16 protein-coding genes and 2 tRNA genes are annotated in these 14003 nt (G+C 69.3%); 2 read left to right on the forward strand and 16 right to left on the reverse strand.

Annotated elements, in window-relative coordinates:
• Positions 1-114 precede the first annotated feature (114 nt).
• Positions 115-1017: a hypothetical protein gene (locus tag NQ706_RS09915; protein WP_404360846.1), complete on the forward strand. Its 903-nt coding sequence runs from the start codon at positions 115-117 to the stop codon at positions 1015-1017.
• A gap of 240 nt (positions 1018-1257) precedes the next feature.
• On the opposite strand, the gene NQ706_RS09920 is transcribed toward NQ706_RS09915, so the two are convergent.
• The 8 genes from NQ706_RS09920 to NQ706_RS09955 form a co-directional block, all read right to left on the reverse strand.
• Positions 1258-1330, reverse strand: a tRNA-Ala gene (locus tag NQ706_RS09920).
• A 305-nt stretch (positions 1331-1635) separates the two neighbouring features.
• Positions 1636-1708 (reverse strand) — tRNA-Ala (locus NQ706_RS09925).
• 96 nt (positions 1709-1804) lie between these two features.
• The gene (locus tag NQ706_RS09930; protein WP_051805972.1) at positions 1805-2293 is read right to left on the reverse strand and encodes a DUF4442 domain-containing protein; all 489 of its coding nucleotides are present in this window, start codon (positions 2291-2293) and stop codon (positions 1805-1807) included.
• Positions 2290-2607 carry a hypothetical protein gene (locus NQ706_RS09935; RefSeq protein ID WP_150112757.1) on the reverse strand — a complete coding sequence of 106 codons (318 nt, stop codon included), beginning with the start codon at positions 2605-2607 and terminating at the stop codon, positions 2290-2292. Before NQ706_RS09935 ends, NQ706_RS09930 begins: the two co-directional genes overlap by 4 nt.
• Positions 2608-2799: 192 nt before the next feature.
• Positions 2800-3456: a histidine phosphatase family protein gene (locus NQ706_RS09940; RefSeq protein ID WP_167539846.1), complete on the reverse strand. Its 657-nt coding sequence runs from the start codon at positions 3454-3456 to the stop codon at positions 2800-2802.
• Positions 3453-3827, reverse strand: coding sequence for a ribosome silencing factor (rsfS, locus tag NQ706_RS09945; RefSeq protein ID WP_038568706.1), 375 nt, complete (start codon positions 3825-3827; stop codon positions 3453-3455). The genes NQ706_RS09940 and rsfS overlap by 4 nt, the downstream gene beginning before the upstream one ends.
• Positions 3828-4415 carry a nicotinate-nucleotide adenylyltransferase gene (gene nadD / locus NQ706_RS09950; RefSeq protein ID WP_038568708.1) on the reverse strand — a complete coding sequence of 196 codons (588 nt, stop codon included), beginning with the start codon at positions 4413-4415 and terminating at the stop codon, positions 3828-3830. It lies immediately after the preceding gene.
• Positions 4416-4432: 17 nt separating this feature from the next.
• Positions 4433-4660 (reverse strand): hypothetical protein, encoded by a 228-nt coding sequence (locus NQ706_RS09955; protein WP_038568710.1) that lies wholly within the window; start codon positions 4658-4660, stop codon positions 4433-4435.
• A 106-nt stretch (positions 4661-4766) separates the two neighbouring features.
• On the opposite strand from NQ706_RS09955, the gene NQ706_RS09960 reads away from it, so the two are divergent.
• Positions 4767-5897: a glycosyltransferase family 2 protein gene (locus NQ706_RS09960; RefSeq protein WP_038571146.1), complete on the forward strand. Its 1131-nt coding sequence runs from the start codon at positions 4767-4769 to the stop codon at positions 5895-5897.
• A 107-nt stretch (positions 5898-6004) separates the two neighbouring features.
• Here the strand turns inward: NQ706_RS09960 and NQ706_RS09965 are convergent, their stop codons facing one another.
• From NQ706_RS09965 to rplU, 8 genes are all read right to left on the reverse strand, one after another.
• On the reverse strand, positions 6005-7276 hold the full coding sequence (locus NQ706_RS09965) for a glutamate-5-semialdehyde dehydrogenase (protein ID WP_038568712.1): 1272 nt from the start codon (positions 7274-7276) through the stop codon (positions 6005-6007).
• The gene (locus NQ706_RS09970) at positions 7260-7919 is read right to left on the reverse strand and encodes a NifU family protein (RefSeq protein ID WP_038568714.1); all 660 of its coding nucleotides are present in this window, start codon (positions 7917-7919) and stop codon (positions 7260-7262) included. The genes NQ706_RS09965 and NQ706_RS09970 overlap by 17 nt, the downstream gene beginning before the upstream one ends.
• Positions 7916-9835: a ferrous iron transport protein B gene (gene feoB / locus NQ706_RS09975; protein ID WP_038568717.1), complete on the reverse strand. Its 1920-nt coding sequence runs from the start codon at positions 9833-9835 to the stop codon at positions 7916-7918. The genes NQ706_RS09970 and feoB overlap by 4 nt, the downstream gene beginning before the upstream one ends.
• Positions 9832-10068, reverse strand: a complete 237-nt coding sequence (locus NQ706_RS09980) for a FeoA family protein (RefSeq protein ID WP_175282459.1) — start codon at positions 10066-10068, stop codon at positions 9832-9834. The genes feoB and NQ706_RS09980 overlap by 4 nt, the downstream gene beginning before the upstream one ends.
• Before the next feature lie 88 nt (positions 10069-10156).
• A complete protein-coding gene (gene proB / locus NQ706_RS09985; RefSeq protein WP_235181930.1) occupies positions 10157-11398 on the reverse strand; it encodes a glutamate 5-kinase in 1242 nt (413 codons plus the stop codon).
• A 36-nt stretch (positions 11399-11434) separates the two neighbouring features.
• The gene (gene obgE / locus NQ706_RS09990) at positions 11435-12961 is read right to left on the reverse strand and encodes a GTPase ObgE (RefSeq protein WP_038568721.1); all 1527 of its coding nucleotides are present in this window, start codon (positions 12959-12961) and stop codon (positions 11435-11437) included.
• A gap of 196 nt (positions 12962-13157) precedes the next feature.
• Complete coding sequence (gene rpmA / locus NQ706_RS09995) at positions 13158-13424, reverse strand: 50S ribosomal protein L27 (protein ID WP_006944241.1); 267 nt, start codon at positions 13422-13424, stop codon at positions 13158-13160.
• 49 nt (positions 13425-13473) lie between these two features.
• On the reverse strand, positions 13474-13779 hold the full coding sequence (gene rplU, locus NQ706_RS10000) for a 50S ribosomal protein L21 (protein ID WP_006944318.1): 306 nt from the start codon (positions 13777-13779) through the stop codon (positions 13474-13476).
• Between the last annotated feature and the right edge of the window lie 224 nt (positions 13780-14003).

Raw genomic sequence — 14003 nt, forward strand, 5'->3', positions numbered from 1 at the left:
TCCTCAACTTAATCCGTGCTGATTTGGTTCACTTTGGATGGTGCCTGGCGGCCGCCGGGCTGTCATCCAAAGTGAACCAGGCCCCTTATTCCGCGAGTCAGTGGTTCACCTTGGATGGCGAATGACACCGAGTTCCGCGCGCTGTTCATCTTTCGGATGCTGCTCCTGGTCAGTGCCGTCATGGGGACGTTCACGGTGGGCGTCGTGATGTTCGACCAGACCCGCTCCCCCTTGTTGACCACGCTGGTCATGTTCGGCCGGCCACTCGTCCAGCTCGGCACGTCGCGCTACCTGCTCGCCTCGAGCGACCTCGTGCGCCCGCGCACCGCCATGATGATGACGGGCGTCGTCGCCGCCTGCGTCGACAGCACCCAGGTCATTCCGCCACTGCCGTGGTGGATACGCTTCGTGCTCGTCGCCGTCAGGCATTCCGCCCTCGCCGCGACCATCGCGCTGCTGTCGGACATCGTGCCCAAGGAAGCGTTCGTCCTCGGGCGCGCAACGCTCAACATGACGGTGAGCACCGTCCAGGTCGTCGGCGATGCCCTCGGCGCCATCCTGCTGACATGGGTGGCCCCCACGAACCTGCTCCTCATCTCCGCCGACGCGGACGTCGTCGCCGTCATCGGCACCCGCATCGGCCTGCAGGACTACCGGCCAACGACTCCTGCTGCTCGCCGCACCGTTCCTCTGTTCGCCCTCCACCCGCCGATCGTGCTCGCCGCGCTTCTGGGCGGCCCCGCCGCCATCGGCTACGCCGCCGCCCTGCCCCTGCAAGAACGCCTCGTCGCCGCCATCCACCCCGACACCAAGGGCAAAGCCTTGGGTCTGCTCAACACCGGCACCATGGTCGGCCAAGCCGCCGGCGCACTCCTCATCGCAGGCATTGCCAACATCGTCGGAGCCGGGACCGCCATGACCATCGCCGCTGTGCTCGCCATCGCGACGTCGCTGCTGCTCATGCCGGCGCTGCGCGGGACGATGCCTTCCGAAGACGAAGCCGTGGCGCTGGCGTGACGATAGGCTCACGCGCATGGTGGCGAGGTTCACTCGCGTCGCCGGAGGTGTCACGCGCTTCGCGCGTCGTGGCGTGGCGGCGCGAGGTCTCACGCGCTTCGTGCGTCGTGGAGCTATGGGGACTCCGTCGGGCTCGCTAGCGCTCGCCCTCCTCCTCGAATCACAGAGTTCGATCAAAGACAGAAACAGAGGACCACCCAGACGAAAAGCGTGTCCGGGTGGTCCTCTGTTTCTATCCTGTGGAGCTATGGGGATTCGAACCCCAGACCTCTTCCATGCCATGGAAGCGCGCTACCAACTGCGCCATAGCCCCGAGACCCACTCGCGTGGGCACTCGCAGAACCTTACCCCCTCGACGCAGCAAGTCCAACTCGAGTTCACCCCGATGCGACGACGCCTCAGGGTCACGAGCTGCGTGCGTGCACCGCTGGGACGTCGCGCGCGTCGCGCGTCTCAGCGTCGCGCAGGCACACGCGCTTCGCGCGTCGGAGCTATGGGGACTCCGTCGGGCTAGTTGGCGCTCGCCCTCCTCCTCGAATCACAGAGTTCGATCAAAGACAGAAACAGAGGACCACCCAGACGAAAAGCGTGTCCGGGTGGTCCTCTGTTTCTGTCTTGTGGAGCTATGGGGATTCGAACCCCAGACCTCTTCCATGCCATGGAAGCGCGCTACCAACTGCGCCATAGCCCCGCACTCACCTCGTGAGCAACCCGTGTACCTTAACCGGCCGGTCACCCACGAAGCAAATCACCCGCACGCACGCCGCGAGCACCGACCCGCGAACGGTCACGCCGCCTTCGGACGCTTCTTCCGCACGTACACGAGACGCCTCGCATGCGCGACGATCGTGCCGTCAGCCAACGTCAGATCACACTCGAACCAGCGCAACACCTTCGACCCGTCAGCGGCCTGCGCGCGGATCTCCTCGACAACGTCCTTGGGCATCTCGTACACGCCGTACACCGTCGATGTGCCCGGCGAACGGAACTCGATCTCACACGCCTGATCCCACACGAGATACTCCGGACCCAACTGATGCATGAGCAGCAACGGGAAGAACGCATCCGTCATCGCGTTGATCGACCCACCGAACGCCGTGCCGTTCTGGTTGCGATTCAACCGATTGAGCTTGAGTTCGACGCGCGCTTCGCTCCAGTCGTCCGAGAACGACTTCACCCGCAATCCCATGCCCACCAGCGGCGGGTAGAAGTTCATGAGCCGCCCGAACGTGCGCGGCGACATCCGCTTGCGCTCGCGCCCCGCGTGCCGACTCATCGCCGCACCTCGTCCCCGCGACGGGCCTCGTCCGCACGGCCCGCGACGGGCACACCCACGAGACGGTTGATCGCCGGAGAGGCCAAGCCCATCCCGACACCACCGAGGATGGGCGGCAACCACGCCCCGAACGCGTCGTCGAGGACGCTGTCAGGAAGGAGGGACCGAGCCACGACGATGACGGCGACGAACACCACCAACCCGAGCGCGAGAGCCGCGAGAACGCGAAGCCACTCCTGGCGCCCCATCGGTCGACAACCACCCTCGCTCGCCAACCGTCGCGCCATCGACTCGTTGCTGCCGTGCTCGCTCACTTGAGCCTCTCTCCTCGTCCGCGTACGATCCGCCCCGATCATGCCACGGCTGACGCGACGCCGACGGCCCCTTTACGAGGTTGCCCCGCCCCCAGTCCGCCGCGAGGACCGAGCGCGGAAACCGAGACATGAATGCCGATCCGCCGACACGACAAGACGCGGCCGCGCCCCAGAGCCCACGAGCCGGCAGGCTCACTCCCCCGCGTTCCAGCGTTCGATGGCCCAACCACCGTCGCGACGCTCGACGAGCGTCACCCAGTGGCAGTTGTCGATGCTCCGGAACGACGTGCGCACGGTCTGCGGCGTCAGCCCCGCCAACGCACCCGCCACCCCGCGGATGACGGCGCCGTGCGTCACGACGAGCACACTCTCCCCCGGGGTTGCCAACGACACGGCATCACGCACGCCCGCCTCGACGCGTGCCGTCGCCTCGGCGAGCGTCTCGCCGTCGTCACCGCGCCGGACGTCGTCGCCACGCGCGATCGCGGCCGACGCGTCGGGCCAGCGCGCCGCGACCTCCGCGTGCGTCAGACCGGCCCACGCGCCCATGTCGATCTCGACGAGCCGAGCGTCCTCGGTGCGCACGAGCGGCCGACCGGCCAGGTCGAATGCACCCTTGAGCACGGACGTGGTCTGCGCCGCGCGCCGCGCCGGCGACGTCACGAGGCGCGTGATCGAACCGTCGCGCACGAGCAGCGCCGCGGCACGCTCGGCCTGCCGGAGCCCCACGTCGTCGATCGGCACGTCCAGGCGGCCCTGCCAGCGCCCCTGCTCGTTCCATGCCGTGCGCCCATGACGCAAGAGAATGACCCGCCGCAGCGGGTCATTCTCGGGGTACGTCGGCGTCACGCGTCGGCGGGCTCGTCGAGCTCGATTTCGATGACGGGGCAGTCCTGCCACAGGCGCTCGAGGTCGTAGAACTCGCGGTCCTCCTCGTGGAAGGCCTGCAGGACGATGTCACCGAAGTCGATGAGCACCCAACGCCCGGAGGCGCGGCCCTCACGTCGCTGAGGCTTCGCGCCGAGCGGCAGCAGCGCCTCCTCGACGGCGTCGACGATGGCGTTGACCTGACGCTCGCTCTCCGCGGAGGCGATGACGAACGTGTCGGTGATGGCGAGCTGATCGCTCACGTCGATCGCGGTGATCGACGTGGCGAGCTTGTCCGCGGCGGCCTGGGCGGCAGCTCGCGTCAGCTCGAGGGAACGGTCTGTTGCGGACACTCAGTCCTCCTGGAGGGAGCCCGCTCGGGGCCCGTAAAGCTGATACTTGTGGATGTACTGCACGACGCCGTCGGGCACGAGGTACCACACGGGTTTGCTCTCACGCACCCGGTCACGGCAGTCGGTCGAGCTGATCGCCATGGCCGGGATCTCGAGCAGGGTGACGCGATCGTGCGGCAGCCCCGCGTCACTGAGCTCGTGCCCGGGGCGCGTGACGCCGATGAAGTGCGCCAGCTCCCACAGCTCGTCGACGCCCTTCCACGACAGGATCTGCGCGAGCGCGTCGGCACCCGTGATGAAGAACAACTCCGAATCGGGACGCAGCCGCTTGAGGTCGGTCAACGTGTCGCGCGTGTACGTCGGTCCCTGGCGGTCGATGTCGACGCGGCTCACGCTGAAGCGCGGGTTCGACGCCGTCGCGATGACCGTCATGAGATAACGGTGCTCGGCCGGCGCGACATCTCGTCCGGCCTTCTGCCACGGCTGACCCGTGGGCACGAAGATCACCTCGTCGAGGTCGAGGAGGCTTTGAACCTCACTCGCCGCGACGAGGTGACCGTGGTGAATGGGGTCGAACGTGCCGCCCATGACCCCGATTCGTGATGTCAGTGGTTCACACCCTGGTTCTGACCCCCACCACGCACACCGGCGGGGCCGTGACCCTTGGGGGCACCGAAGCGGGCCGCGGTGTTGCGGAAGGCCCACAGCAGCGCGAACAACAGGCCGAAGATGCACAGGGCCATGAGACCGAAGGCCCACGGCGGCATGGCGATGTGGTTCTCCTCGAGCTCCGGAACATCCACAGCGGCGACAAGCGAAACGAACGACGTCATGAAAGCAAGGATACTGCCTCGACACAGCCCTGTGACAGCGACCCTTCCTAACGTCTCGATCGACACGGTGCCACCGCGCACGAGCCGATCCGCCGAGAAGGTAGCCATGACCTCCCACCCCAGCTTCGACACCCTCCCCAACGGCGCACCCCACCTGTCCGTCGTCGTCCCGATGTACGACGAGCAAGAGGTCCTGCCCCTGTTCGCCGAACGCCTGCGCCCCGTCCTCGACGGCCTCGAGGTGCCGTACGAGGTCGTGTGCGTCGACGACGGATCCCGCGATGCGACCGCGTCGCTCCTGCACGCGATGCGTCGGACGTGGCCGCAGGTGCGTCTCATCCAGCTGCGCGCGAACTCGGGGCACCAGGCCGCGATCAGCGCGGGCCTCGCCCGAGCCCGGGGACGCTGGATGGTGACGATCGACGCCGATCTGCAGGATCCACCCGAGGTCATCGCCCAGATGCTCGAGGTGGCCGAGCGAGAACACGTCGACGTCGTCTACGGCGTGCGCACCGACCGCAGCACCGACACCGCCTTCAAGCGCGTCACCGCCGAGGCGTTCTACGCGCTCATGCACCGCCTCGGCGCGCGTGGGGCAATGAACGCCGGCGACTTCCGACTCATGTCGCGCACGACCGTCGACGCCGTCCTCGCGCTGCCGGAGACCAACCGGGTGCTGCGCCTCGTCGTGCCGGCCCTGGGCTTTCCGTCGGCCGACGTCGGCTACCGCCGCGACGAGCGGGCCGCCGGCGAGTCGAAGTACCCGTTGAGCAAGATGATCAGGCTGACGCTCGACTCCGTCACGGGCGTCTCCAGCGCTCCGCTGCGCCTCGCGACGTGGTTCGGTCTCGCCGGCTTCGTCCTCGCCTTCGCGGTGGCCGCATTCGCCGTCGTCTCGAAGCTGACGGGTCACTCGATCACCGGATGGGCGTCCACGATCGTCGTCGTCAGCGGCTTCGGCGCGATGCAGCTGCTGTGCCTCGGCGTGCTCGGCGAGTACGTGGGCCGCCTGTTTCAATCGGCCCAGGCGCGCCCGACCCACTACGTCGCCTACGACTCGTTCGAGGCCGGGGGCACGGGCACGGGCAGGGGCACGGGCACGGGCACGGGCACGGGCACGGGCACGGGCACGGGCGATGGTGCTCGCGCCGTCGTCGAGACGCAGAGTGGTTCCCGCGCCGGCGGAACACACCCCGTCGCCGAGCCCGGGTTCGAGGTGCTCGCCCAGGCGTCATGACGCGCCGGGCGCCGGGCGCCGGGCGCTGGGCCGCGACGAACGCGCTTCAGGCGTCGAGCGTCACCCCGAAACGTCGGGACCGTCGTCAGGATGCGGCGCGAGTGACGTCAGCGGATCTGGCCGTCGCCGTCGACGATCCACTTCGTCGTCGTCAGCTCCGCGAGCGCCATCGGGCCGCGCGCGTGCAGCTTCTGCGTCGAGATACCGATCTCGGCGCCGAAACCGAACTCGCCGCCGTCGGTGAAACGCGTCGAGGCGTTGATCATGACGACGGCCGAGTCGACCTGCGCGGCGAACGTGCGCGCCGCCGGGCGGTCCTCGGTGACGATGCAGTCGGTGTGATGCGTCGAGTAGCCATCGATGTGGGCGATCGCCCCGTCGAGGCTGTCCACGACACCGACCGACATCTCGAGGCCGTGGAACTCGGTGCCCCACGCCTCGTCCGTGACGGGCTGGGTCGCGACGCCACCGGCGAGGGCAGCGGCGCGTTCGTCGGCGTGCAGGACGACACCGCGCTCGGCGAGCTCGGTGAGCACGCGGGGCAGAAACGTCTCGGCGACGTCGGCGTGCACGAGCAGGCTCTCGGCCGCGTTGCACACGCTCGGCCGGTGCGTCTTGGAGTTCACGGTGATGTCGAGCGCCATGTCGAGATCCGCCGCGCGATCGACGTAGACATGGACGTTGCCCGTGCCCGTCTCGATGACCGGCACGCTCGAACCGGTGACGACCGCCTCGATGAGCGCGGCCCCACCGCGCGGGATGACGAGATCGACGAGACCGCGCGCGGTGATGAGCGCCGTCACGTCGTCGTGGCCGCCGTCGAGCAACTGCACCGCATCGGCGGGGAGTTCCTGCTGTTCGTACGAGGCGCGCAGGGCCTCGACGATCGCGGCGTTCGTCGCCGCGGCGGCCGAGCCGCCGCGCAGGATCATCGCGTTGCCGCTCTTCAATCCGAGCCCCGCTGCGTCGACGGTGACGTTGGGGCGCGCCTCGTAGATCATGCCGACGACACCCATCGGCACGCGCACCTGCTTGATCTGCAAGCCGTTGGCGAGAGTGTTGCCGCGCGTCACCTCGCCGACGGGGTCGGGCAGCGCCGCGAGGTCGCGCAGCGCCTGCGCGACCTGGGTGACGCGTTCGGGCGTCATCCGCAGCCGATCCTGCAGGCTCTCGCTCATGCCGCCCGCGGCGCCCCGCGCCAGGTCCTCCTCGTTCGCCGCGACGATCGTCGCGGACGCGGCCTCGACCGCGTCGGCGAGCGTCAGCAGCGCGGTATCCTTCTCGGCGCGCGAGAGCAGCGCGAGGCGTTTAGACGCGGCGCGCGCGGCTCGACCGGCGGTCTCGATGCGGTGACGGGTTTCTTCAGCGACGTCGCTCATGCGCCCACTGTAGGAGCGCACGCCCGCCTCGCTCCAGTCCGCCCGAGCGCTTCTTCACGGTGTGGGCACGCACCTCGCGCACCCCGCCGACCCGCGCGCGCAGCTCGTCCTCGATGCGCCGGTGCAGCGTCATCGCCGCCGCGGGGCAGCCGTCGCACGCGCCCGTGAGGCTGACGGTGACGACGCCGCGCTCGACGCCGATCAGCGTGATGTCGCCGCCGTGCGAGTGCGCCACTTGCTCGGCGACGTCCGCGACGACCACTCGGGCCTGCTCGGCGATCTCGGTGTCGTCGGCAGCGCCCTCGTCGAATTCGCCCACGGCGTCCCCGTCGGCGTTGCTCGAGGCATCGCTCGGCTCGACGCCGCCGGGCTCACGCGCAACGAATCGGCTCGACGTGTCAGCAAGCACGTCGCTCAGCGCGTCGCGCACGGCTGCTCCGTCACTCGCCCACGTGTGCGGCGCGCGCAGCCTGACGACGAGCGCGCCCGGTTCGCTGACCATGTCGCCGGCGCCCGCGCGCGTCAGCGCCTCGGGCCACGCCGCGAGCGCTCCGAGCGGGACGTCGCACCGCGCTCCGGAGAAGCGCCACCGCACGACGTCTGGATCGGGTGTTGCCTCCGGGTGCAGGGCGAGGTCGCTCATGTGAGCGCGAGCACGATGTGGCGAGCGAGGAACGCCATGCCCCATGCGAGGACGAACATGTACGCCCACGCGATCGCCGGCCAGCGCCACGTGTTCGTCTCGCGACGCATGATCGCGATGGTCGAGACGCACTGCAGGGCGTAGACGAAGAACACGAGCAGCGCGACGACCGTCGCCGTCGTGAAGACGAGCTGCCCGGCGTGCGGGCCGTCGCTGAACGTCATCTTCATGAGCGCCGCGCGCGGGTCCTCGGGGTCGGTCGCGCTCGCCACCTGCCCGAGCGTCGCGACGAAGACCTCGCGCGCACTCGTCGCGCCGAGCAGCCCGACGCAGATGTGCCAGTCGAACCCGAGCGGCGCGAAGATCGGCTCGATGAACCGCCCGATCGAGGCGGCATACGAGTGGTCGATGACGTACGCGGCCTTCTCGGTGTCGCCCATCCCGGCGGTCTCGGCGCCGCGGGCCGGGAAGTTGAGCAGCACCCACAGCGCGACCGTCGTCGTCAGGATGATGCCGCCGGCCTTGCGCAGGAACATACGCACCGAGTGCCACATCGTCGTCACGACGTTGCGGATCGACGGGAAGCGGTACGGCGGCATCTCCATGTAGAACGGCAGCGACGCATCGCGCAGCGCCGTCGCCTTGAACACGGCGACCGCGACGAGGGCCGACAGCCCGCCGAGCACGTACAACCCGAAGAGCACGAGGCCCTGCGCATTGAACGGCCCGTACCGCTGCCCCGGTTCGACGAGCAGCGACGTCAGCAGCACGTAGACGGGCAGGCGCGCCGAGCACGTCATGAGCGGCGCAGTGATGATCGTCGCGATGCGGTTGCGTGACGACGGGATGGTGCGCGTCGCCATGATGCCTGGCACCGCGCATGCGAACGAGCTGAGCATCGCGACGAACGCGCGGCCCTCCAGCCCCGTGGCGGCCATGATCCGGTCCATGAGGAACGCCGCGCGCGACAAGTACCCGACGTTCTCGAGCAGTGACAGGACGAAGAACAGCAGCATGATCTGCGGCACGAAGACGAGCGTCGCGCCGACACCACCGATGATGCCGTTGCCGACGAGTGAGGCGAGCGTGTCGTTCGGGATGTGTTGCGCCTGGGCGCCGAGCCACGCGAACCCCTGCTCGACGAGATCCTGCAGCGGCGCAGCGACGGTGAAGATGGCCTGGAAGAACAGGAACATCGTCGCGAAGAACACGGCGAGACCGGCGACCGGGTGCAGCAGCACCGCGTCGATGCGCCGCGAGCGCGTGTCCTGCCCGGCGGGCATGTACTCGGCGGCCGCGAGCACCGAACGCGACCACGGCGCGAGCTGCGCATCCTGCGTCGGCGGGCTGACGACGGGCCGCGTCCAGGCGGGGACGTCGGCGAGCAGGGTGCGGATGTCGTCGACCCCCACGCCCGTCGCCGCCATGACGGCCCGCACCGGCACGCCGAGAGCCCGCTCGAGGGCTGCGACGTCGAGGTGGCCGCCGCGCGCGTGCAGTTCGTCGATCATCGTGAGGGCCAGCATCGTCGGCTTGCCCAACGCGATCGCGCGCGCGACGAAGGGCAGCGAGCGTCGCAACGTCGTGGCGTCGGCGACGACGATGAGCGCGTCGGGTGCCGGCACGCCGTCGAGTCGGCCGGCGAGGGCATCGACGACGACCTGCTCGTCGGGGCTCACGGCCTCGAGGCTGTAGGTGCCCGGCAGGTCCTCGAGGACGAGGTTCGTCTCGCCCGCGCGCACGTCTCCGAACGAACGCGACACCGTCACGCCCGGGTAGTTGCCCGTCTTCGCGCGCAGACCGGTGAGTCGGTTGAAGAGGCTTGACTTGCCGGCGTTCGGCGCGCCCAGCAGCGCGACGCGGGTGCTCGTCGCAGCGTCCGCCGTCGCGACGTCATCGGGGGCGTGGCAGCTCACAGGACGTCGACGCGGATGGCACCCGCGTCACGCCGACGCAGGCAGAGTTCGTAGTCGCAGACACGGAAGACCATCGGATCGCCCATCGGCGCACGTCGCACGACCTCGATCTGTTCACCCTCGCGGAAGCCGAGCTCGCGCAGGCGACACAGGACGGCGTCGGCGCACCGGGACGCATCGAATCCGACGACGGTGGCGTGGGAGCCGGGCCGCAGCAGGTCGAGCGTCGTCATGGGCCTCACCTTCGGAGCGTTCGCATCGTCGCGGGACGCGGCGATCATAGGCAAGGCTAACTTTACTCCCCCGGACCGGACAAGTGGCTCAGGGCAGCAGCACCAGATGATCGCGGTGGACGAGGCTGCGCTCGAAAGCCGGGCCGATGGCGTCGCTCAGATCGCGAGTCGTGCGCCCCATGGCACGGTGCACGTCGGAGACGTCGTAGTTGACGAGCCCGCGCGCGAACACGTGGCCGTGACGGTCGGCGAGGTCGACGGCGTCGCCTGCGAGGAATCGCCCCTGCGCCTCGATGACACCCGCGTGAAGCAGCGAGCGCCCCTTCGTCCGCACGGCCTCGACTGCGCCATCGTCGAGCACGAGGCGCCCGGCCGGGTGCGTCGCGTGCGCGAGCCACAGGCGTCGCGCGCTGCGACGACGACCTGTCGGCGCAAATGCCGTGCCCACCTGCTCGCCGAGCAGCGCGTGGCGCGCGTTCGGCATCGACGTCAGCATCGTCGGGATGCCGGCTGCGGTTGCGATGCGCGCCGCGTCGACCTTCGTCCGCATGCCCCCGGTGCCGACACCGGATCCGGTGCCGCCGATCTCGACGTCATCCATCGCGGCGACGTCCGCGACGAACGGGATCCGCGAGGTGCCCTCGCGGCTCGGCGGACCGTCATAGAGGGCGTCGACGTCCGAGAGCAGGATGAGCGCGTCGGCGTCGACGAGGTGCGCGACGAGTGCCGCGAGCCGGTCGTTGTCACCGAAGCGGATCTCCTGCGTCGCGACCGTGTCGTTCTCGTTGATGACGGGCACCGCGCCGAACTCGAGCAGCGTCTGCAGCGTCGAGCGGCCGTTGAGGTACGTGGCGCGGCGGGTGACGTCCTCCGTCGTCAGCAGCACCTGCCCCATCGTCAGCCCGAGACCCTGGAACAGCAGCGAGTACGCGGACATGAGCTGTCCCTGCCCGACGGCAGCTGCGGCCTGCGCCTGCGGCAGCTCCGTCGGGCGCGTCGGCATGCCGAGCTGGCCCATCCCCGCAGAGATGGCTCCGGAGGAGACGAGCAGCACCTCCTTGCCCGCGTGCCGACGCTCGGCCAGCACCCCGACGAGCTCCGTCAGCGCCTCGTGGTTGATGCCGCCGCTCGTGTGGGTGATCGAACTCGACCCCACCTTGACGACGACGCGCTTGGCTTCGCGCACCTGCGCGCGCACCGCGTCGCCGTCGACGGCAGGGGTCGTCGGGGGCGTCTGCGGGGCGTGCTCGGCATGATCGTGCTCGTCGCGCACGTCAGCCGCACGCGTGGCGTGCTCGTCGGGCATAGTCGTCGCGGCGTCTGCGTTCATCGGGCGACTCCTTGCTGCACCGACGCGCGGGGCGCGTCACTCCTCGGTGCGGTAGCTCTCGTGCTCGGTCCAGACTCCGGCCTGACGTTCGGCCGCGAGCTCTTCGCGCGCCAGACGCTGACCGTCCTTGCGGTTGTGGAACTCGTCGCGCTTCTCGGCGCGCGACGGACGCGACGCCTCCTCGAGGCGTAGGTCGGTGCCGCGGTTGCCGAGCAGTTCGGCGCCGGCCTGCAGGGTGGGCTCCCAGTCGAAGACGACAGCGTTGTCGCCGGGACCGATGAGGACGGTCGAGCCGGGCACCGCGCCCGCCTTGAACAACTCCTCCTCGATACCGAGTCGGTTGAGACGATCGGCGAGGTAGCCGACGGCCTCGTCGTTGCTGAAGTCGGTCTGGCGCACCCAGCGCGTCGGGCGATCCCCGACGATACGGAACAGCGTGCCGTGCGTGCCACCCTCCTTCACGATGCGGAACCCGGCGTCGTCCATGGCCTTCGGACGCACGATGACGCGCGCCGGCACGGCCGACTCGACCTCCTGACGCGCCTGCTCGACGTGCTTGGCGAGCGCGAACGTCAGCTCCTTGAGGCCCTGGTGCGCAACGGCGGAGACGATGAACACCTCGAGGCCGCGTGCTTCGAGGTCGGGCTTGACCATCTCGGCGAGTTCGCGGGCGTCCGGCACGTCGGCCTTGTTGAGCACGACGATGCGGGTGCGCTCGGAAAGGGGCTTGCCGCCGAGGGATTCGTCGGCGACGTACTCGCTCAGTTCGTGCTCGATCGTGTCGAGGTCGCTCATCGGGTCACGGCCCGGCTCGAGCGTCGCGCAGTCGATGACGTGGACGAGGACCGAGCAGCGCTCGACGTGACGCAGGAACTCCAGGCCGAGGCCCTTGCCCTGGCTCGCGCCGGGGATGAGACCGGGCACGTCGGCGATCGTGAAACGCTGCGAACCAGCCGTCACGACACCGAGATTGGGCACGAGCGTCGTGAACGGGTAGTCGGCGATCTTCGGCTTCGCGGCGCTGACGACGGAAACGAGCGAGCTCTTGCCGGCGCTCGGGAAACCGATGAGGGCGACGTCGGCGAGCGTCTTCAGCTCGAGCACGATGTCGTTGCTCTCCCCCGGCTCGCCGAGCAGCGCGAAACCGGGCGCCTTGCGCCGCTGGCTCGCGAGGGCCTTGTTGCCGAGGCCGCCGCGGCCACCGGCGGCCGCGACGTAACGGCTGCCGAAACCGACGAGGTCGGCGAGGATCGTGCCGTCGCGATCCTTGACGACGGTGCCCTCCGGCACGGGCAGGACGAGGTCGTCGCCGTCGGCGCCGTTGCGTTCGTCACCGGCACCCGGCTTGCCGTTCTGCGCGCTGCGGTGCGGGCTCTTGTGGTACTCGAGCAGCGTCGTCACCTGCGGGTCGACCTCGAGGACGACGTCACCGCCGTGCCCGCCGTTGCCGCCGTCCGGGCCACCGAGCGGCTTGAACTTCTCACGATGCACGGAGGCGACGCCGTGCCCACCGTTGCCGGCCGTCACGTTGAGGACGACGCGGTCGACGAAGTTGGTTGCCATGGGTGATTCCTTTCGGCGCGCGCGAGGCGCGTGGCGCGGCCGGGCCCGTGAGGCCCGTGGTGCCGCCGTGATGCGGTGCCGCGTCGATGCGTCACCACGTTGATTCTATGAGCGTTCCGAGACGCACGTGAGGGGGTGAGCCGCGACGCGCGGGCTCACCCCCTCACGCGGGGTGATCAGATGATCGCGTGAGCGATCAGGCCGTGATCTCCGGCTCGACGACGATGTCGACGACCTTGCGGCCCTTGCGCTCGCCGAACTTGACGGCGCCCGGGGCGAGGGCGAAAAGCGTGTCGTCGCCGCCACGGCCGACGTTCTCGCCGGGGTGGAAGTGCGTGCCGCGCTGGCGGACGATGATCTCGCCCGTGCCGACGACCTGGCCGCCGAAGCGCTTCACGCCGAGTCGCTGTGCATTGGAGTCACGACCGTTGCGGGTCGAGGATGCACCCTTCTTGTGTGCCATGTCAGAGCCTCTTTCGAAATCTGTGGAAGATCAGGGGTGAGCGCGAGGCTCAGCCGATCTTGGTGACCTTGATCTGCGTCAGCGGCTGACGGTGGCCCTGGCGCTTGCGGTAACCCGTCTTGTTCTTGTACTTCATGATGGTGATCTTCGGGCCCTTGGCGGCCTTGACGACCTCGGCGGCCACCTTGACACCGGCCAGCTTGTCGGCCTCGACCGTGATGTCGGCACCGTCGACGAGCATGAGCGGCTTCAGCTCGATGCTCTCGCCCGGCTGCGCCGAGACCTTGTCGATGAGGAGGACATCGCCGACGGAGACCTTCTCCTGGCGACCACCCGCGCGAACAATCGCGTACACGTTGGACTCTCTTTCGTCATGGCACGCTCGCTCTGTCTGACCGGCCGATAGCTACCCCGGTTTCGCCGCGCACACGCACGAGGCGCAGGCTGGCGGTGACGGGACATCGGGCGCGGTGGGCGCACCAAACGTAAAGAATACCTGGCGGCGGGTGCGGGGCCCAAATCGTCCTGATGGCCCGCCGGCTGTCGGTGCCTCGCCTCGCCAGGACGCTTGAGGTCTGA

Origin of the sequence: Dermacoccus sp. BD5, from assembly GCF_044878485.1 — a bacterium.
Classification (GTDB): domain Bacteria; phylum Actinomycetota; class Actinomycetes; order Actinomycetales; family Dermatophilaceae; genus Dermacoccus; species Dermacoccus nishinomiyaensis.